Genomic DNA, 20,087 nt, shown 5'->3' with positions numbered 1-20,087 from the left:
CATACCTCTTAGTATGGGGGGCATTATATGGATAAAGTTAAAATTAGGACAAACCATTTAGTCATATTTGCATTCATTTCATTTTCGGTCGTATTACTAAATGCAAGTTTTATTTCTATAAATGAAGGGTTAAATATGACTTATACGGGGGCGTCACACAACTTAATTCCTTTTGAAACGATCGTAACTTACCTATTAAATATAGATCATTATCCTTTTGCGGTCTGGTCGAGTTATATATTTGGAGACATTTTATTGTTTATGCCGTTAGGGATGTTGTTACCACTTTTGTTATCACAAGTAAAGCAGTTGAGGCAAGTGATCATGATCGCAGCCAGTCTAAGCTTACCTATAGAGATTATTCAAGTATTAATGGGAATCGGATTATTTAGTGTTGATCAAATTATTTTACACATAATTGGTGCAATGGTTGGCTTTCTATCGATTAGAATTGTTAAAAGAATAATGGAGTAAGTAAGCGCCTGTGTCGGAAAAGTGTTCATTCGATACGGGTGTTTTTGTCTTTGCTGGGAAATGTTTAATGATTATAATCGTATTAGGGAGACTAATTCAAGAGTAATGAATCAAGCTATGAGGGTGTGATTCATTTTAAGACGGCTTTCCATACTAAAGAAATAAAAGGGATGAGATGTTTTATGAAGCGTCGCGTGGAAAGGTTTACTTTTGAGGGTAAAACATTAGAATACTCGGTGATTGATGGTCCGGGGCCAGAGATTTTAGTGATGCACGGCGGCCATTCAAATTGTTATGAGGAGTTTGGTTATCAAGCTTTGGTTGATGCCGGGTATACCATTATCACGCCTTCTCGCGCCGGTTACGGAGGGACGGCAAAAGAGATTGGTGTAAGTTTATCTGAAGCATGCCGTTACTATGTGGAATTACTAAATAATCTGGGACTAGATAAAGTTCATCTAATCGCGATTTCAGCTGGGGGACCGAGTGGGATTTATTTGGCTTCTCACTACCCGGACCGTTTTAAATCATTGTCGTTACAAGCAGCAGTCTCCAAGCACTGGTTATCTTCAAGTGACCTCTTATATCGTGTCTCACAGGTGTTGTTTAGACCCTCAACGGGAGATGCAACATGGAAAACGGTCAACTACTTGAGTGAACGCTTTCCAGATAAAATTTTCAAGCGTGCCTTACCAATCTTAAGTACGCTTTCCTATGAACAGGTAATGGAAGAAGTATCTGATGATGGATTGGATCAGTTACGGGATGTGATTAAACATTTTAATGCCGGCCACGGATTTATGATTGATATTGAATTGGCTGAAACCTTAAAAGTATCGGATTTAGAGAAGGTGTCTTGTCCAACTTTAATTCTCCACAGCATATATGATAACGCCGTTTCTTTCGCCCATGCTGAACACTCACAACAGCATATTGAAAATTCCAAGTTGGTAACGTTGGACTGTTGGGGTCACGGTATTTGGATTGGGAAAAAAGGCGTAGAAGTCGACCAAGAGCAGGTGGCGTTTTTAAAGGAGTTTGAATGATGCGAAGTGGGTAAATAAGTGGTTCTTTATGGAGTCGGGGGGGTTATTAATGGCTGGAAAGGTTTATTGATGAATAGCGAGATTTATTGATGAATCGTGGATTTTATTGATAAATAGCGAGGTTAATTAATGAATTCAGCCTGATTAATGCTGAATCACGGTTCTTAAATAATGAATCCCAACGAATTAGTCATGAATACGAACGTATTATTGCTGAATAGCACCATTTATTGTGGAATAAAAAAACGCCATGCTAGGTTTGATCGAGCATGGCGATTTCTAAGTTTAAAATGGGTTGGTTGCCCATTGAAGTGATTGTTTAATAAAGATCCTTGGGTGGAGTTTAAGCTGGGCGACGATATACTCGGCGAGGTCTTCTGGCTGCATGAATTTATCTTCATTTCTCTCTTCCAATTGATCACCAAACACGAGTTCAGTCGCAACTAAGCTTGGATTCATCGTGAAGACGCGAATGTTGTGTGGACGTACCTCTTGCATGAGTGATTCTGTCATTCCTTGTAAAGCAAATTTTGACGCGCAGTAAGCGGATGATTCTGGTGTTCCTTTTAATCCACTACTCGATGAAATGTTGATGATATCCCCTTGATTTTTATCAATCAAATCGGGTAAGACCTCGCGTGTCACGTGGTAAGTTCCAAAGACATTGACCTCAAATGGCCGTTTCCATTCTTCAGGATCAGTCTCATGAAATTTCCCTTTTGAACCGACCCCTGCGTTATTAATTAAAATATCGGCTCTCCCCAGTTTGGATCGCAACTGATCAATCGATTGATTGACCCCATCTAAATCGGCAATATCAACTGGGGCAATTTCAGCTTTGACCCCGAGAGCTTTAACTTCTTCTGCAACTTTTTCAAGTTTACTTTCCGTACGAGCTAGCAGGCCAAGGTGTACGCCTTCTTTAGCTAGTTCTAATGCTGTTGCGCGACCAATCCCAGAACCGGCACCTGTTATGTAAGCAATTTTCCCCTTAATATCCTGTCCCATTCTCAACATCCTTTCAAATTGGGTTACCTTTAAGTTTAATTGTTTTCGAATGGGATAATCAAAGATCGTGCTTGAAATCTTGTGAATGTTGAACAAGCATAACTGACGTGAACGAGGGGAAATTTTGTTATACTTGAGTTGATTCAAAATCTATTGCTTGGAGGTTCGGACATGAAGCTTTTAAAAGGATTGCACCACATCACCGCCATCACAAGTAGCGCAGAGAAGAATTATGAGTTTTTCACATACACATTAGGCATGCGTCTAGTAAAAAAGACTGTTAACCAAGACGATATTCAGACGTATCATTTATTTTTCGCCGATGACAAAGGGAATGCTGGAACTGACATGACGTTTTTTGACTTTCCAGGTATCCCTAAAGGTCAGCACGGAACGAATGAAATCTATCGCTCTGGCTTTCGCGTACCTAGTGATGCAGCGTTAGATTATTGGGTGAAACGCTTTGATCGCTTAGAAGTCAAACATCAGGGTATTCAAGAGCAATTTGGAAAAAAAGTATTGCCGTTTGCTGATTTTGACGACCAACAGTATATGCTTGTATCGGATGAACATGACAAAGGAGTGGCACCAGGAATACCATGGCAGGACGGACCTATTCCGTTAGAATATGCGATCACTGGCTTAGGGCCACTACACATTCGCATTTCGGATTTAGATCATATGAAAAAGATTTTAGAGAAGGTTTACTCGTTTAGAGAAGTTGGCTCTGAAGGGTCTATGTATTTATATGAAGTGGGTGAAGGTGGAAACGGAGCTCAAGTGATTGTTGAACATAATAAGCTTTTACCACAAGCGCGTCAAGGGTATGGAACCGTGCATCATGCTGCTTTTCGCGTAGAAGACGAAGCAGAACTTAAAGAATGGCATGACTGGTATAGCCAAATCAATCTACCTAATTCAGGATTAGTTGATCGCTTCTATTTCCAATCCTTATACGCACGAGTTGCCCCACAAATCCTGTTTGAATTAGCAACAGATGGACCAGGCTTTATGGGTGATGAGCCTTATGAGACACTCGGTGAAAAGTTAGCATTGCCACCGTTTTTAGAAAATCAACGTGAACAAATCGAGCAGAAAGTACGCCACATTGATACAGTGAGAAGTACGAAAACATTTGAAAAAGAGTATGAATAATGAAAAGGTGCTAAGAGCTTAGACGGCTTTTAGCACCTTAAGACAATAAAGCAATCCGAAAATAAAGCGATTGATGGAATCGATCTACTTTTAGACTTATTGTTCTGAAATAAGCTAATTTTACTAGAACCAATCATTTAAGAGTTGATAGTAAAGATCATCCATGAATGGATCGTGGACTAACTCTTTTGTCATTTGATTAAATTTATCCACACTAATATCATTTCGTAAATGGCCTTCATTAGATTCTAACTGATTAATTAGTGGTTGTAAGAGTTGTTCTTCAACATCATTTAGGAAGCCATCTTCATTTTCGTCTATTACTCCATCCTCTAAGAATGCATCAACTTCCTCTTCTGAGTCTCCGTAGCGTATTAGAGCATTAATGGCCTTAAATTCATTCTGGGTATGGTCAATGTCGCTCAAGTAAGATGGAGTACTTTCGAGTAAATGTTCAATAATAACAAGGTGGCTACTAACAGCCATCATATATTTTTGTAGCTCATAGTCAACAGGTTCCTCTTCAAGAATATATTGGAGATTGTTTTGAACGTTATTTAATTCACTATAAAAATCAGCGAGATAATTATTGAAATATGTTTCTTCAGTTTGTAGCTTCTGATAATAGTTATAATTAACAATCAAACTTATTCCCAGACATACAATAAGCCCCCAGATTAACCCTTTTTTAATATGTTCTGACTTCAAAACGGTCACCCTCTCGTTTTATAACTTTATCTCTATCATCAATTAAAAATAATTTGAGTGGCAAACCCCTATGTAACCCTGAGAAGTTAGAGTTTTTTCGGAGTAAACTTTTCTATCATACATTTTCTGTTTGATCATGCCAAAGAAATTCTCCATTTCTAAATGATTGATTTGCAGGTCTTTTCACACATCTTCTGTTGATTGAAGTATAGTGGGTATTGCCAATTTTTCCCTTGATCTCATTTTAAATGATCTCTTTATTATTTTCTATAAGTAACCAAAAAGTTTGATTAAATTAACCCCTTTTTCCGTCTTTGTTCCGATTATAGAAATGAATGTAGGATTTAAAGGAGGAGTGTGTCATGTCTGGTTGGATTAAAAATCGTCAGTAATGGAAGTTTGATTTCATCTTAATCATTCTGGGCATATTACAGTGTAGGAATTTGCAAGACCAATCAAAGTAAAAAGGGCGTTTTTTATGGATACGATATTTTTCTTTTTAATGACGATTTTTTATCTTTGTTTGTTGTTATTTAGTTTGGGATTGGCTTATCGTCATGGTTGGTTAGTCACTTCGAATGTACTGTTGTTAGTCATTTTGGCGTTGGTATATGATAACGGGATTCAGGCTTTTGGTAAGTATATTGGAGAAGGTGACCTTTTAGAGACGTTAAATGAAATGAGATATTGGCTGCATGCGTTTATCACGCCTTTGTTAGTGTTGTTTGCTTGGGATACAGTTGAAAGAGTAGGGGTGCTCTGGGCTAAGAAGCCGGGTTATCAATTAGCTATTGTTTTTCTGACGATGGCCTTAATTATCGTAGAGCTTATGACTGAAGTTTGGGTGTTATCGTTAGAGCCGAATTGGCATATGGGAGTGTTGACTTATGACAGAGTCCAGGAGTCTGGTGAGATGCCTGTGATGATCATGGTGGTGACGGTTAGTTTGTTAATTGCTTCGATTATTGTTGGCCGTCTACAAACTTGGTTTTGGTATTTTATCGGTGTTTTTATAATGACGATTGGGATGTTGGTTGATCGCCCAGTGGAAACAGGTGCTTATGAAAATTTTCTTGAACTAATATTAATGACATCATTAGTCGCAACAAAAGCTTTTCAAGACTACCACTTAAGCCAAAAGGAAAACCATTAACCTTCGTAAAAAACATATTTTCTTCCAATAATAAATAGTCTTTATAAGGTGAATCTTTTAATGGGTAATATTATCAATTAAGGTTACCTTTTCTATATGACTTTAGTTTGGGGGGATATGTTATGAAGGTATTAGGTTTTTTGGCGATTCTCATTCCACTCTTAGTTGTGGCGATTATATTTGCGATCATTTGGTGGGTGTGGATGAAGTTTCGCTATAAAACAGCGAAATCTAATGAAGCATTAATTATTGCCGGTCCTCGTCTAGGTAATCCAGCGAAAGAGACGAATATTTTTACTGATGAAGAGGGGCGGTCAATGAAGATTATTCGCGGGGGTGGTCATCTTCTTAGAATGCACCAGACGGCGACACCTGTAGATTTGACGGCCTTCCAGTTAAAAATTACGACCCCAAGAGTATACACCAATGGGGGCGTACCGATTATTGCTGATGCAGTAGCGATGGTTAAGGTAGCTGATACGCTTAGAGGGATCGCGATCTATGCAGAACAATTTTTAGGGAAAAAACCTAAAGAAATTCAAGATGAGATTTCTGAGGTGCTGAATGCGAATTTACGAGCGATCCTATCGAAGATGACGGTTGAAGGCATTAACGAGGATCGAGAGGAGTTTAACCGTCAAGTAACCAAAGTCGCGCAACAACAGTTAGATGAGATGGGTTTTAAAATCACCTCATTAGGGCTGCAAGATTTGCGTGATGCAGATCCTGAGAATGGTTATTTAGAAAACTTAGGGAAGCCTCGAATTGCTCAGATTCGTAAAAAAGCTGAGTTAGCGGAATCAGATGCTGATAAAGAAACACGGATTCACCGAGCGACTAATGATCAAGAGGCGAAGGAAGAAGAGTTTGAACGCCAGTCCGACATTGCTGAAGCGAAGAAACAAAAAGATTTAAAAGACGCTGCGATTAAAGAAGAAACAGAGCGAGCCCGTGCGAAGTCTGAACAGTCTTATCAGTTAGAGAAGGCCCGTTTAGATAAGGAAGTGCAGGAACAAGAGCTGAAATTACATGCTCAGAAGAAAGAAGAACAGCTTCGATTACAGCATTTAGAACGAGAGCGTTTAGTTAAATTAGAAGAAGAGGAAGCGAAAGTACGTCGGGCAAAAGCTGACGCTGAATATTACGAGGTAACGAAGCAGGCTGAAGCTGAGGCGCGCCGTTCACAAATTGACGGAGAAACAAAAGCGCGTATTAAGCGTGAAGAAGGGCTAGCTGATGCGGAAGTGATACGTAAAAAAGGTGAGGCAGAAGCAGAGGCAAAACGTTTGTTAGCTGAAGCGATTTCCAAGCATGGTGAGGTCGTTATTGTTGAGAAATTAATTGACATGTTACCTGAGTATGCGAAGGAGATTTCGAAGCCGTTATCTAACATTGAGTCGGTTAAGGTGATTGATACAGGAGGAGGAAATGGTGTTTCGTCTTATGGTCAATCAATTACTAATACGATGACCCAGATTCAAGAACCATTAAAAGAATTAACGGGGCTTGATGTCAATCAGTTACTAACGGATTTGGTTAATCGAGGAAATACACATACAGTCGTGAAATCCGAACAGCAAAAGTCGAGTGATGAGTCTAAAGAAGTGGAGTTAGAAGGGTCTGCCGGAAAAAGTGAAGATGATAGTTCCTCAGAATCTTTTAATCATGATTAAGGCAGAATTACGTCAAGATTGGCTGTTACTAATGAATCAAAATCTTGTAATTTAGGTCGTTAGTATGGCACTTATTTTAAATAAATGAATTTTATATATATGAATTCTCCTTTTACCTTGGTGTTTAATGTTTAGATCACCATGGTAAAGTTTTTTTTGTGTCCATGTTTGAACCGACAGGAGGGATATAAGTGCCTGAAATAGAGGATTTAAGAGGTCAAACAATGGGTGGAGACCGTAAGCGTTCTGAGATTCACCACATTGCAAGACACCATAGTGCATCAAATGGTGGAGATGTTTGGACATTTGAGGAGTATTGGCGTGAGCAACGTGGCTGGGAAACAGGTGGTTATCATGAGATTATTTTACGTGATGGGACTGTTCAGCTGTGCTATGACCATGATGTGATTACGAATGGAGTGGCCAATCATAATAGCACGACGTATCATATTTGTGTAGTAGGTAATGGAGATTTTACCGAGGAACAAGAGCATGTGTTTGATGAGCGTGCTGAGTATAATTTAGATCGATTTGGCCTAAGCACAAGTGATTTACTAGGGCATAACGAGTTTAGTGGAACAAGTACAGGGTGCCCTGGAACTGATATGGATCAAGTGCGCAGCCGTCTAGATGGTGAATCAGAAGAATCAGATTCAGAAGGTTCCAGTGATTCCGATGAGTCAGGTAGCTCAGATGATTCAGGAGACGATTTGTTAAGAAGAGGTGATTCAGGTCCAGAAGTAGAAGAGTTGCAGAATGATTTAATGGAGGTTGGCGAGAGCCTACCAAGCTATGGAGCTGATGGAATCTTTGGTCAAGAGACGGAAGAAGCTGTGAGAAACTTTCAAAACCGTGCCGATATCCAAGTCGATGGAATCGTTGGACCTGAAACACGTGCAGCATTAGAAGAAGAGATGTCCGGCCAATCTGGATTACCAAGGGGAACTTACCGACAAGGTAGTCGAGGAGAAGCCGTTAGAAAAATTCAGCAAGCATTGGAGGACGTTAATTTCTCGCCAGGTCCAATTGACGGAATTTATGGACCACAAACAGAAGATGCAGTCAGACGATTTCAAGAAGTGCATGTCCCCCATGAAGTTGATGGCATTTACGGACCGAATACACGTGCGGCATTAGAAGACGAACTATCATAAAATCGAGTGGTCACTTACTCAAACGAGTAGGTGGCCATTTTTTCACGGATTGGGCGTGCATTCATACGGATTGGAGCAGCGTTTTCACGGATTGAGCGCACATTCATACGGATTGAATTGGTTGATTATATTACGCGTCTAATAGAAATGGAAAGAAACTACTAAATTGGTAAAATTTTTACATAGATTTAGAGTGGAAAATAGAGTATTATAAATCTTGCAGGCGGGAGACGCGCTTGCTAAAGCGAGCTAAAAGAGAAAATACCCTAGATAGATAATCAACTTCTCTCCAAATTCGTTATAGGTTTTATACTAGCCATTTCGTTTTGATCCGGGGGGATTTTTTATGGCTAAATATAGAAATCATAATTTTATAAATATTACAAATAACCGTATAGGGGGAAATATATAATGAAAAATATGTTTAAAAAGTCAGCAATGATTATTGCTGCAACAAGTATCGTATTTACAGGCTCAGTTACAGCTTTGGCGGCTGATACTAAGACTTCTGATATTAGCACAGAATTCCAAGGTGGAAGCTTAGAACTTTCAGGTGCACCGATCGTTGGTGGATTTGGTGATATTCAGCTTGATGGTACTAAGTTAGATAAGTTAAGTTCTTTAGAAGGTTTTACAATTACAGATGCTACAGGTACTGGTAGTGGCTGGACTGTTGAATTATCGGCAAGTCAATTTGAAAATGAGTTAGAGGGAAGACAGTTAACAAGTACTCTTAACTTACAAGGTGGAGTTCATTTAGAAGCAGGAGAAGGATCTTCTGATTTAGACACGATTTCGAAACCAGATGGTGTTGAAGCAATGAACTTCTTTGACGGTATTATTTTAAGTGCTGGAGTTAACGGTGGTATGGGTCAATATACAGTCTCATTTGACGAGGACGCCCTTAACCTAAAAGTAGATCCAAAAGATGCTTTTGCTGGAACATATAAATCAACAATTACTGTTGAGTTAACTTCTGGTCCACAGTCACAAGTTGAATAATTAATTAATGTTTATGCCATGTCTTAAGGACATGGCTTTTTTTATTTTGGGTAGGATAATTCATGAGGTGAAATTATGAAGTTTAGAGTTGTTATCGTTTTATTTTTTATTATACATTTAATACCCTACTCTGTTTTCTCAGATCCTGCTGAACAAACTCCCATTTCGTTAGAGGTTACCTATCCAGAGAATCAGGTCAAGGGTACAACTGGTTATTTTGATCTAATGGTTGACCCGGGTGATGAGCAAGTCCTTGAATTAGAAGTAACTAATAATTTAGAAAATGAAATAACCATTATGATGGAGAGTGCAAATGCTTATACGCACCCAAGTGGTGGTATAACTTATGGACAAGACATTCAAAGTCCCAACATGACACTTCTAGATGATGGGATTCGATTATCTGATTTTATGACTGTACCTCAGGAAGTACAACTGGATCCGTTATCAACAGAAACGGTTTCCTTTGAAATTAGTGTTCCTGAATTAGATGGCGGAACATTGTTAGGGGCGATCCGTGTGATTATACCTAGTCAAGAGGATGATGATTTTGAAGAGCTTGGTGAGGATGAGGCTCAATTTATTATTGATACTGAAACAGTTTATACGATCGCAACACAACTTAATTTGCCAGAAGAAGTAGATTCGAATTTAACTATAGGTGAAACTGATTTTACAACAGATACAGGAAACGTATATGTTGAATTAATTAATGATGCCCATAAACTGCAAGATGGTGTTCACGGTGAGTACTTTGTTTCTAATGAAAACGGTGAGGAGTTATTTGATGGTGAATTTGGCAGGCTTCTCATGGCACCAAAGTCGCAGGTGAGGCATGTTTTTCCGTGGGATTATGAAGCTATAGAAGAAGGTACTTATACGGTGGATATTCAGGCAACAGCAGATAACCAAGAGGAGCTATCAGTTACGAGAAACTTTACCATTGGTGGAGAAGATATTGAGGAATATGTTGAGAGAACTGACCATCCTGTTAATGTTCAACTCAATCAGGGCATGCCGGTTTGGGGCTGGATTCTCATTATTCTTCTTGCAGGTGGTGTGTTTTATTTCCTTGGGCGTAGAAGAGGTTAAATTCATAGATGAGAAAAGGGTGTTAATCGATGGTTAAGTCGTATCGAATTGAAGAAACCAATGAAGGTTTAGTCCTGGTTGTTTACTTAGACCCAGCTAATGAGGAATTTTCGGCAGAGTTTGGAACTCGACCAACCAAAAGACAAAAACAAAGCTTGCATCAAGAAGTCCAACAAATCAAACGTAAAAAGTACCGTGGAATGAAGATTGTCACAGCAAAGGTCATGCTAGGTACGGCACTTGTCATGACCATCCCACTTGATCGACATGAATCTGTTAGTGGAGAGGAAGTGTCAAAAAGTGAATTAGTTGAAGCGCAGTCGAATCTACCATTAAATTTACCTTTTACAGATGTTCAGAATCATTGGGCTCATGATGATATTTTATATGCAAATCAGAAGGGGTGGTTTCAAGGAAAAACGGCAACAAGTTTTGGTCCAAACCAAAGGATTACCAGGGCTGAAGCGGCAGCTGTATTGGTCCGAGTACTAGGACTTGAGCCGGTTGAGCCAGTAGGAAACTCTTTTTCGGATGTTGAGGAAGATTATTGGGCACATGAGGAAATCGAGATCGTTAAACAGCGCGGGATTTTCTCTGGAAAAGCGAATGGAACCTTTGGGCCAAAAGATTCACTAACTCGTGAGCAAATGGCGATTGTGATGAATAATGCTTTTAAGGATACGTATGATTCAAATCGTAGCGAGCAGCCGGTTTATTTTACTGATGTTTCATCAGGGATTACGGCCTATCCTGCAATTGTTGCGATGAAACAACAACAAATTTTTGAAGGGTTTAGTGATCACACATTTAAACCAAAGCAGTCGATTACTAGAGCACAGATGGCGACGATTTTAACGAGATCCTCTGAACGAGTTGATGAGGTGAAAGGAGAGGCAACGACCAATTCGACTCTCCGTATGGGTAGCGAAAGTACAGCCGTTACAAAACTACAAATTCAATTAAAACGATTGGGTTTCTTTGATCATAAAGCGACAGGACACTTTGGTGAGGTGACGGATCGAGCAGTTAAAGATTTTCAACGTCAACATGGGCTAACTGTTGATGGGGTTGTAGGTCCGAAGACTCACGATAAAATTAAAGAAGAAGTAGCCAAATCCTTTGAGGAACAACAGCCTCCTGCTCAGGTTGGTCCAACGACATACGTCGTTCAAAGTGGCGATACATTATCCGGTATTGCTCAGCGTTTCAATCTATCTGTTAATCAATTAAAGAGTTATAATGACCTCACTTCTGACACTATTCGTGTGGGGCAAACGTTATATCTAACAGAGAGAACGAATACGGTAACCTATACGACACACACAGTTCAGTCGGGAGATAATATTTGGAATATTAGTATACAATATGGAATCCCCCAAGCAGAGTTGTTAAAGGTTAATAATTTAACGACAAGCTCAGTATTAAAAGTTGGACAAAGTTTGAAAATTCCTGTCCACCATATACCTGTCCAAGAGCGAGTTAGTGAGCGTCGTGGTGAATACCTAGACTGGTGGACAGAGGCGCAATATCTTTATTCAATTGGAAAAACAGCAACTGTAACAGACTTTCAAACAGGAAAAACGTTTAAAATGAAGCGAACAGTTGGTGCTAACCATGCCGATGTGGAACCATTAACTGCTCGAGATACAGAAATTATTCGGGAAATTTGGGGTGGTTTCTCGTGGACGGAAAGGGCTGTCATTGTTGAAGTAGACGGACGAAAAATCGCTGCTTCCATGAGTGCCATGCCACACGATGTGCAATATATTACGGATAATAACTTCCCTGGTCATACTGATATTCATTTCAAAAATAGTACGCGCCACAAAGATGGAGCGATTAGTCCAGCTCATCAGAGTCAAATTAGAATTGCAGCTGGAGTTAAGTAATCAAGAAGAATGATTTAACCATAAAACTCATTTATCACTATTCATACAGAAGAGGCTGAGACAAAAGGTTTTTCTAAAGAAAAGCCAAAACACTTTTGTCCCAGCCTCTTATTCTGTTTATGCAGCGATATCTTCTTCTTCAAAGTAAGGCATGATTCTATTTAGCATAACAGCCATCTGAGCTCTAGTTAATGAGTTTGTCGGTGCAAAGGTAGTTTCATTAATTCCTCGAACGACTTCTAGGTTGTACATCGTGCTAATTTCTTGCACTGACCAACGATCATCCTCTATATCAGTAAACGGATTCGTAGTGTCCGTTGTTTCTGGTGATAATGCCCGATAAAGAATGACCACCATCTGTTCTCTGGTTAAATAGTTATTGGGATGGAATTTTTGATTAGCTCCACCAATCATTAACTCACTCTCAGCTACCAACTGAATTTCCTGGATTGCCCAGTGATCATTTGGAACATCCGTAAAGTCATTTGAATCTTCAACAGGCCCATCCAAATTTAAGATTCGAGAAAAAATAACCGCTGCTTGTGCGCGTGTTAAATTGTTTTGAGGTCTAAAATATTGATTGGCACCACCAATCATCCATTCTCGTTCGAAAGTTGCCAGGATATCAGGCTTAGCCCAATGTCCATGGACATCACGAAAGTAGTAAGGAGATTGTACGAGGCCAAAGCCATACCATGGATCGCGCCCTTCGTCTCCTAAATCAATACTATCCGTTTGTAAGATTCGGCGAATTTCGGCAAATGATTGGTTCGGATTGATTTGTTTTAACAAAGCAGCGACGCCTGCAACAAAAGGGGAAGCAGAACTTGTGCCATCCATTCGCACATAATGGTTATTTAAATACGTACTCAGAATGTCTACACCAGGTGCAGCAAGTTCAACCGTACTCCCAGTTGAGGAAAAGTCAGCTCGTTCTTGGTCTTGATCAATCGCACCAACCCCAATTGCATGATCGTATCGTGCAGGATAGCTTACATTATTTTCTATTCCTTCAGGGGTACCGTCATTACCGGCTGCTGCTATAATGACTATATCCTCACTAGCTGCTGCATTCACTAAGTTTTCGAAGATCGGTGAGTATCTTTCACTACCCAAGCTTAAATTAATGACGTCGACTCCCTGTTGAATCGACCAATCTACACCTGCAATGACATCCGACATGTAGCCATAACCGTCTTGATCCAGAACTTTGACGGCATAGATTTCACTTTCTGGAGCCACCCCAACAATACCTCGGTCATTGTCGCGTGCTCCGATAATTCCAGCCACATGTGTCCCATGTCCATTGTCATCACGATAACTATTAGTGTAATTCACCATCGACACCCCACCTGAAATCTCTAAATCCTCATGTGGTGAAATACCTGAATCAATAACAGCGACTTTGACACCTCTTCCAGTGAAATGACTTGATAAAGCAGCCGGTGACTGAACATCTTCTTGTGACCATTCCACGACTTGGACAGGACTGATTTCAACCACTTTATCGTATTCTACATGTGTAACGCGTGGGTCATTAGTCAGTTTACGTATTTCTTCTTTAGACATAAAGACCGTTGCCATATTCATCTCTTCATATATGTCATGGATATCGCTGTTATAGTCATTTAATACAGAATCAATCTTAACATCGTCCTGGACAACGAACATGATTTTTTCTAAAACCTCATCATCTTCAATGATTTGTAAGTCAGAATCCTCAACGTCATGTTCTAGAGGAGTCGTTGATTCGTTATCCGAAGTGGGAGCTTCTTGCGACTGATTTTGGTCTTCGTCTGTTTGATTCTCCTCATCAGGGTCGTCATCTTCAGTCGATAGATGTTGGAATAAATCTAAATCATCGTTTTGAGTTGGTTGTTGAGTTTCTTGATCCGTACAGGCAGATAGAAGTAAGATTAGCCCAACGATTAGGCTTACATGTCTAATCGTTACCATTTGTTATTGCCCCCTCAAAAGCATCTTCCATCCGTTCCATTAAAGCGGCCATTTGCGCTCTAGTGGAAAGTGTACCAGGGCGAAAGCTACCGTCTGGAAAACCACCAATGATATCCTGTCTATACAGAGCAACGATTGAGTCATAAGCCCAATGGTCACTTCTTAAATCGGAAAATGGATTACTGTCATCTTCTAATGGATACTCGAAAATATTATCCAAAATTTTTGCAAGCTCAGCTCTTGTTAAATAAGCATCAGGGTCGAATTCTGTGGTGGATTTCCCTTCTAAATATCCTAAATCTCTAGCAATTTCGATTTCTTCTTGTGCCCAGTGATCGTCTAGATCATTAAATTGGTAGGTGTCAGGTTCGTGCCCGAGTTGTTCAAGTGCACGAACGATCACAACCGCTCCTTGTGCACGAGTTAAGTTATTAGTCGGTGAAAACCTGGATGCTGATGTTCCTTTCATCCAACCTTTTTGATTCACTACGTCAATACTTGGAGCTGCCCAATAGTGAATGGGAACGTCTGTAAATACCTGTCTATTAAGGGCTTGTGTATAGTAATCCCACATACCAGGTGCTTCTAAGCTTAATGCCCATGAACCGGTTCCTTTAATGTTATATTCCTTTGGCAATCTTAGCTTTGACCTAATCGCTGGTTCGTTATCATACCAAATGACATAATCTCCTGGGGTTAATTTGGTACTACCTACGAAGGCACTTTCACCATCAGGTATCTGAAATCTGGCATATGTGGATTGTGTATCTTCATCAAATTTAATGCTTCCATTAAAATCATTAACGAGTGGTTCGATACGATTATGCGCTAATCCCATGCCATTAATCGGCCTTCCTTCGTCAGTTGGTCCGTCCAGTTTCCACATACGACCATAGAAAGGGAGCCCTGCTACAATTTTATCGCGTGGAACTCCTTGATTAATGGCGTATTGGATCGATCGTTCAAAAAATTGTAAACTGGATACTGGACCAACTGGGCTATCAGGTGATTCCCAACTTTCATCATAAGCCATGATCATTAAATAATCTGAGTACTTACTTAACTCTTTATAATCATAAATACCATGCCAACCAGTTTGCCAATTGTTTGGGTTCGCTGCAACGGCAACTGATACTTCTTTATGATCAGGAATATGTTCTCTAAGTAGTCGAATAAATTCATTATGCTCTTCGCGATACTCGTGATTGACCCCTTCAATATCTACATTGACCCCATCTAAGTTGTATCGTCTAATGGCATCAGCAATATCCTGTGCCAACTTCTCGCGATTTTCCAGCGCTTGTTTTCCGGCTGTAACATCCCAGTGATTGGCAAGAAATGGGACGACTTTAATGCCACGACTTTGCATCTCAGAAATAAAAGATGACTGAAGGCGCCATGTGATATCTAATTCACCTTCTCTTGTGACATCAAAATAGTTAGGGGAAACTACATGTAGTCCGTCTCGAGTTTTATCGACTTGGTTCACATAACTATTTAAGCCACCAAAGTAAATATAAGACATATTAAATAAACCATGTCTTTCATTGGTCTGACTTGAGACTTGTTGTTGATCTTGAATGGGAATGGTTGAAAGCAATAATATGACGATGATGATGAATGCTGTTTTTTTCATACGTCATTACTCCTTAAGAATCTTTATAGTCTGCTATTCCTCATAAGTTGCCGTAAAAATGTACGTACCATCTTCAACCTCAATGTCATATCTCAGATCAAAGAGGTGAAAGGTTGAGTTGCTAACATTGGATAGGTCTGCATTAGGCCCTACGCCAATTTCATGGAAAATAGGATCGACATCGTAAACTTCAAATTCAGGGTGAAGGATATAGACGATTTGACTCCAACCAGTTAACATGCCAAAGCGCTGAGCCTCACTACTCGGTTGTCCTACCATTTGTAATTGGTAGATGTAGTTATCATAAACGAATAGGTCTAAGAATAAATAGGGTGTTAACTGTGCCCGGTAGATGGTCTCACTTCGCTCAGAGACGTCTTCATAGTTGTGAATATATAACTCTGAAAATTGTTCATCTGAAACGGCATTCCACCTTTCATCAAAATCTTCAAATGGCAGTGCTTGTAGATTGGCGAAATCAATTTCTGTTCTTGGATCATCATCAATACGATGCTCTTCGTTCTCATCTGTTTCGATAGTTTCTTCTTCTGGAACTTGATCTTGATCATTATCAGGCTCAAGTCCAATATCATCTTGTAAATCTTCCTCATCATAATCTGGGGTAATTCCCTCATCGTCGTTTAAATCATTTAATTGATTTGGTTCTTGATTTTCCGGACCTTCTTGATTTTGATCGGTTGATAACCTCATATAAGGATGGTCAACCATATCATTTTGTTGCCCAGTTTCGTTAGCCGTACAAGCAGTCATTAATATGAAACATGCTGTGATGAATAGAAATTTGCCCTTCATCAATATCACACCTTTTCATCTAATAAAGTCGATTCGCACCGACGTAATACTGAGACCAGTAGGAGTTGTCCATTGAATATTCCCAAATACCTTTTGAAGATGTTGCTGAAACAAAGCTATTATCTCCTGTGTAGAAACCAACATGCGAAATCACACCCGGTTGGTTGACAGCAAAATAGACTAAGTCACCTGGTTGTAAGTTGTCCCGACTAATTTTCTCACCCATGTTGTAATAAGCACCTGAAGTAGAACGGGTCATATCAACACCATGCTTATTAAACATATAGTGAATATAACCTGAACAGTCAAAGCCAGACGGTGAAGATCCACCCCAAACATAAGGAACTCCCGTATACGTATCTAAATCATCGACAATTTTCTTTTTCACCAGTGCTCGTTTAATTTGATCTTGGGTGTTACCATCAACGACTCCTGTTGCCGATAAACCGTAATCACGTTGAAAGGACTTGACTGATTGCTCAGTCACTGATCCAAAATAGCCAGTCGATTGTTGGTTGAAGTATCCTAACGTGTTTAAATTCGATTGCAACGATCTAACTTGTTCGTTTTCAGCGCCTACTTGTAATGTGTCATTATTTGGTGTCTGTTTTGTAGGTGGTTGTTGTGGCGTTTGCTCATTATTCGCTGATGGAATCACAAGTTTTTGCCCTGGGAAAATAGTTGTTGATGCTAAATTATTAGCGTTTTTAAGTTGATCAACAGTGACGTTATGTTGTTTAGCGATGACTGATAACGAATCTCCTGATTTCACCGTGTATTCACTCATGTTGTTTGGTTGTTCACTGGTTGGTATCTTAAGTTCTTGCCCAATTCTAATCGTGTCTGAAGTTAAGTTGTTAGCGCTCTTAATATCTTGGACAGTGACGTTATAAGTTCTCGCGATAACAGATAACGAGTCACCCGAGACAACTGTATGTGTGACATTGCCAGTCGGCGCTTCTGTTTGATTTGAATTGGGTGTTGCATTAGTTTGTCCTGTGGGAATAGTTAGCGACTGTCCAATGAAAATTGCATCTCCTGATAAATTGTTGGCAGATTTGATCGCATCAACAGTTGTACCATGGTCTCTAGCAATAACGGATAAAGAATCCCCTGATTTAACCTGGTACGAAACGGTACTAGGTGCTGATGTATTAGAACCTGGGATTTGTAGAACTTGACCAACAAAAATCGTATCTGACGTTAGTCGGTTCAATTGTTTAATCGCATCGACAGTTGTGTTATTTTCCTTGGCTATATGACTTAATGTATCACCACTTTGGACGCGATGAACGTCTGTTGTAGACTGCTGTTGAACTTTTTGTTGGTCGGCCTCATGTGTTGTCGCTTGAGCAGGATCCTCGTTAGCCATTATGGCAAAAGACATAATTAAAGCAGAACCTAAAAACACTTTTGCACTGGTTACTTTCATATTAGGAAAATGCTCTTTGATAAAACTCTTAAAGCTATGACTTGTTTTTTCAGGCTTTTGGTTGACTGCATCTAGTTCTTTAGCGAATTCTGTGTAATTTTGATCTAAGAAAAAAACGATGGTATAGCCATCGCCAGCTTCATTTTTTTCTAATTTATAGCCCCGAATAAAATCCATTTTAACGACAACCTCCTTAATGATTAGCTTGCATAAATAATCCAACCGTATAAGAGCCAAATTTTGGATGCGATTTCATCTGTGTCGTTTTTATGTCAAAAATAGTGAACGATGGAGGATGTTATGATAAATTTTTTTGCTTCAATTTAAGCGTTTTCATTTGTGATTTTTGAAAGCGTTACCTTCCAATTAAGATGCTATGTTAACCGTTTTCATACATTTATTCGATTATTTTAATTAGTTAAAAAAGTTAGAAAATTGGTCTAGACAGTCATTAGGACCAGGTGTTATAGTTTATCTTAATTTCTTAAGAGGGAGGCGTTGGGCGTGGATCAACTAATTAGTAATCCATTAATAGCAACAACATTAATTTTCGCATTAATCGCATTCGGGGAGTGGCTGTCCATTAAGTCCAAAGCCCGTGTTCCTATGTTATTAACGGCGATGGCTGGATTTTTAGTTCTGTCTTGGACAGGAATTTTCCCGAGTGACATATTAGATAAGTCACAGTTTGCCGTATTAGGCTCGGTTCTAATCGGCCCGGCAATTGTACATATGGGGACATTAATCCCAATTTCGGTATTGAAGAGTCAGTATAAGGCAGTGATCATTGGGTTTGCCGGTATTTTAGTCGCTGGTGTTGTTGTCTTAACATTAGTGACAGTCGTATTTGGTTATGAGACAGCTGTTGCAGGTTTAGGCCCACTAAGTGGGGGCGTTGTCGCTTTACTTATTACATCAGAAAAATTAACGGAAATTGGCTTAACTGCAATTGTTGTCATTCCAGCTTTGATCGTCGCATTCCAAGGGGTCGTCGGCATGCCATTAGCACTTAACTTCATGCGAGGCTATGCCGTGATTATGAAAAAAGAGATTGATGATGGAACCTTTGTCCCGATGGCCAAAATAGATCGTGATTTAGTGAAGGAGAAAGCACAAACAGCTGTGCAAAAGAGTACCACGATTCGATTATTTTGGGTGTTTATTGGTGGGGCTATTGGTGTTGGCTTAGGTGAGTTAACACCAGTTCATTATAGTATTTGGTGCTTAGCAATCGGTATTATTGGATTACGAGTGGGCTTTTATCAACACGAATCATTGGCCAAAGCTAATTCATTTACCTTAACCATGATCGGAATCATTTTTGTCGTCATTGGTACGATGGCTGATGTGACACCCCAACAAGTACTGGAGCACTTACCTGCGATCTTACTAATTTTAATCATCGGTACAGCTGGTATAGCTATTGGTGGTTTTGTTGCTTCTAAGCTTGTTAAGTGGCATCCGTATAAAGGAATGCCCGTTGCATTAACGGCATTGTTTGGTTTCCCAGGTGATTATATTCTTTGTGAAGAAGTAAGCCGTAGTGTCGCACGCAATGAAAAGGAAGAGAAGTTGATTTTTAATGAATTAATTTCACCGATGCTGATTGGTGGTTTTACGACGGTGACGGTTGCGTCAGTTGTGATTGCCGGAATTTTGGTACAAACACTTTAATTTTTACGCTCTGTTAAAGTCCGTTGTTGTTATGGTGATTCGCTTTCGGTGGACGCTTTCCACGGGCACGGCTTCAGCTAACTTGGGAAGAAAAGCGTTTCCAAGTGGATCTTCAGCTCGTGCTGTTCCCGCGATGGATAGGACGTTCAAGTGTCGGTGATGCCACAGGACGTGGCGTTTTCACCGACCAGGAGTCGCCACCTTCGCTCTTCACCATACAAC

16 protein-coding genes are annotated in these 20,087 nt (G+C 39.8%); 10 read left to right on the top strand and 6 right to left on the bottom strand.

All coding sequences use genetic code 11. From position 1 onward, the window contains the following. Positions 1 to 27 precede the first annotated feature (27 nt). Complete coding sequence (locus HWQ49_RS13975; RefSeq protein WP_188208254.1) at positions 28 to 474, top strand: VanZ family protein; 447 nt, start codon at positions 28 to 30, stop codon at positions 472 to 474. Between the two features lie 182 nt (positions 475 to 656). Next, on the top strand, positions 657 to 1,520 hold the full coding sequence (locus HWQ49_RS13970; RefSeq protein ID WP_188208253.1) for an alpha/beta fold hydrolase: 864 nt from the start codon (positions 657 to 659) through the stop codon (positions 1,518 to 1,520). A gap of 285 nt (positions 1,521 to 1,805) precedes the next feature. On the opposite strand, the gene HWQ49_RS13965 is transcribed toward HWQ49_RS13970, so the two are convergent. Then, positions 1,806 to 2,528, bottom strand: a complete 723-nt coding sequence (locus HWQ49_RS13965; RefSeq protein WP_188208252.1) for a 3-ketoacyl-ACP reductase — start codon at positions 2,526 to 2,528, stop codon at positions 1,806 to 1,808. A gap of 171 nt (positions 2,529 to 2,699) precedes the next feature. Here HWQ49_RS13965 and HWQ49_RS13960 point away from each other — a divergent pair, with 171 nt between their 5' ends. Beyond that, positions 2,700 to 3,683 (top strand): ring-cleaving dioxygenase, encoded by a 984-nt coding sequence (locus tag HWQ49_RS13960; RefSeq protein WP_188208251.1) that lies wholly within the window; start codon positions 2,700 to 2,702, stop codon positions 3,681 to 3,683. A 123-nt stretch (positions 3,684 to 3,806) separates the two neighbouring features. Here HWQ49_RS13960 and HWQ49_RS13955 read toward each other — a convergent pair whose 3' ends face one another. Beyond that, positions 3,807 to 4,391, bottom strand: a complete 585-nt coding sequence (locus tag HWQ49_RS13955; protein ID WP_188208250.1) for a hypothetical protein — start codon at positions 4,389 to 4,391, stop codon at positions 3,807 to 3,809. Positions 4,392 to 4,869: 478 nt separating this feature from the next. Here HWQ49_RS13955 and HWQ49_RS13950 point away from each other — a divergent pair, with 478 nt between their 5' ends. The 6 genes from HWQ49_RS13950 to HWQ49_RS13925 all read left to right on the top strand — a co-directional run bounded on the left by HWQ49_RS13950 (position 4,870) and on the right by HWQ49_RS13925 (position 12,354). Next, entirely contained in the window at positions 4,870 to 5,544 is a 675-nt protein-coding gene (locus tag HWQ49_RS13950) for a hypothetical protein (protein WP_188208249.1), read from the top strand. 122 nt (positions 5,545 to 5,666) lie between these two features. Beyond that, positions 5,667 to 7,217, top strand: coding sequence for a flotillin family protein (locus HWQ49_RS13945; RefSeq protein WP_188208248.1), 1,551 nt, complete (start codon positions 5,667 to 5,669; stop codon positions 7,215 to 7,217). Between the two features lie 191 nt (positions 7,218 to 7,408). After that, positions 7,409 to 8,371 (top strand): peptidoglycan recognition protein family protein, encoded by a 963-nt coding sequence (locus tag HWQ49_RS13940; protein ID WP_188208247.1) that lies wholly within the window; start codon positions 7,409 to 7,411, stop codon positions 8,369 to 8,371. A 411-nt stretch (positions 8,372 to 8,782) separates the two neighbouring features. Continuing rightward, a complete protein-coding gene (locus tag HWQ49_RS13935) occupies positions 8,783 to 9,373 on the top strand; it encodes a WxL domain-containing protein (protein ID WP_188208246.1) in 591 nt (196 codons plus the stop codon). Between the two features lie 75 nt (positions 9,374 to 9,448). Next, positions 9,449 to 10,465, top strand: a complete 1,017-nt coding sequence (locus HWQ49_RS13930; RefSeq protein WP_188208245.1) for a DUF916 domain-containing protein — start codon at positions 9,449 to 9,451, stop codon at positions 10,463 to 10,465. A gap of 29 nt (positions 10,466 to 10,494) precedes the next feature. After that, positions 10,495 to 12,354 (top strand): S-layer homology domain-containing protein, encoded by a 1,860-nt coding sequence (locus tag HWQ49_RS13925; protein ID WP_188208244.1) that lies wholly within the window; start codon positions 10,495 to 10,497, stop codon positions 12,352 to 12,354. 117 nt (positions 12,355 to 12,471) lie between these two features. Here HWQ49_RS13925 and HWQ49_RS13920 read toward each other — a convergent pair whose 3' ends face one another. Genes HWQ49_RS13920 through HWQ49_RS13905 form a run of 4 tightly spaced genes read right to left on the bottom strand, consistent with a single transcriptional unit; the run spans position 12,472 to position 18,368 of the window. Then, positions 12,472 to 14,310 (bottom strand): S8 family peptidase, encoded by a 1,839-nt coding sequence (locus HWQ49_RS13920; protein ID WP_188208243.1) that lies wholly within the window; start codon positions 14,308 to 14,310, stop codon positions 12,472 to 12,474. After that, entirely contained in the window at positions 14,297 to 15,946 is a 1,650-nt protein-coding gene (locus HWQ49_RS13915) for a glycosyl hydrolase family 18 protein (RefSeq protein ID WP_188208242.1), read from the bottom strand. The genes HWQ49_RS13920 and HWQ49_RS13915 overlap by 14 nt, the downstream gene beginning before the upstream one ends. A gap of 33 nt (positions 15,947 to 15,979) precedes the next feature. Then, positions 15,980 to 16,759, bottom strand: coding sequence for a hypothetical protein (locus HWQ49_RS13910; protein ID WP_188208241.1), 780 nt, complete (start codon positions 16,757 to 16,759; stop codon positions 15,980 to 15,982). Positions 16,760 to 16,778: 19 nt separating this feature from the next. After that, a complete protein-coding gene (locus HWQ49_RS13905) occupies positions 16,779 to 18,368 on the bottom strand; it encodes a C40 family peptidase (protein WP_188208240.1) in 1,590 nt (529 codons plus the stop codon). 327 nt (positions 18,369 to 18,695) lie between these two features. Here HWQ49_RS13905 and HWQ49_RS13900 point away from each other — a divergent pair, with 327 nt between their 5' ends. Further along, positions 18,696 to 19,865: a hypothetical protein gene (locus HWQ49_RS13900; RefSeq protein WP_188208239.1), complete on the top strand. Its 1,170-nt coding sequence runs from the start codon at positions 18,696 to 18,698 to the stop codon at positions 19,863 to 19,865. Positions 19,866 to 20,087 lie beyond the last annotated feature (222 nt).

This window comes from Alkalibacillus aidingensis, from assembly GCF_014595945.1.
GTDB classification, from domain to species: Bacteria; Bacillota; Bacilli; order Bacillales; family Alkalibacillaceae; genus Alkalibacillus; species Alkalibacillus aidingensis.
This window is presented reverse-complemented; position numbering and strand designations above follow the sequence as displayed.

Excerpts from the sequence above, each read along its gene's own strand:
- HWQ49_RS13975 (WP_188208254.1), top strand. The coding sequence starts at position 28 with ATGGATAAAGTTAAAATTAGGACAAACCATTTAGTCATATTTGCATTC.
- HWQ49_RS13970 (WP_188208253.1), top strand. The coding sequence starts at position 657 with ATGAAGCGTCGCGTGGAAAGGTTTACTTTTGAGGGTAAAACATTAGAA.
- HWQ49_RS13965 (WP_188208252.1), bottom strand. The coding sequence starts at position 2,528 with ATGGGACAGGATATTAAGGGGAAAATTGCTTACATAACAGGTGCCGGT.
- HWQ49_RS13960 (WP_188208251.1), top strand. The coding sequence starts at position 2,700 with ATGAAGCTTTTAAAAGGATTGCACCACATCACCGCCATCACAAGTAGC.
- HWQ49_RS13950 (WP_188208249.1), top strand. The coding sequence starts at position 4,870 with ATGGATACGATATTTTTCTTTTTAATGACGATTTTTTATCTTTGTTTG.
- HWQ49_RS13945 (WP_188208248.1), top strand. The coding sequence starts at position 5,667 with ATGAAGGTATTAGGTTTTTTGGCGATTCTCATTCCACTCTTAGTTGTG.
- HWQ49_RS13935 (WP_188208246.1), top strand. The coding sequence starts at position 8,783 with ATGAAAAATATGTTTAAAAAGTCAGCAATGATTATTGCTGCAACAAGT.
- HWQ49_RS13930 (WP_188208245.1), top strand. The coding sequence starts at position 9,449 with ATGAAGTTTAGAGTTGTTATCGTTTTATTTTTTATTATACATTTAATA.
- HWQ49_RS13925 (WP_188208244.1), top strand. The coding sequence starts at position 10,495 with ATGGTTAAGTCGTATCGAATTGAAGAAACCAATGAAGGTTTAGTCCTG.
- HWQ49_RS13920 (WP_188208243.1), bottom strand. The coding sequence starts at position 14,310 with ATGGTAACGATTAGACATGTAAGCCTAATCGTTGGGCTAATCTTACTT.
- HWQ49_RS13915 (WP_188208242.1), bottom strand. The coding sequence starts at position 15,946 with ATGAAAAAAACAGCATTCATCATCATCGTCATATTATTGCTTTCAACC.
- HWQ49_RS13910 (WP_188208241.1), bottom strand. The coding sequence starts at position 16,759 with ATGAAGGGCAAATTTCTATTCATCACAGCATGTTTCATATTAATGACT.
- HWQ49_RS13905 (WP_188208240.1), bottom strand. The coding sequence starts at position 18,368 with ATGGATTTTATTCGGGGCTATAAATTAGAAAAAAATGAAGCTGGCGAT.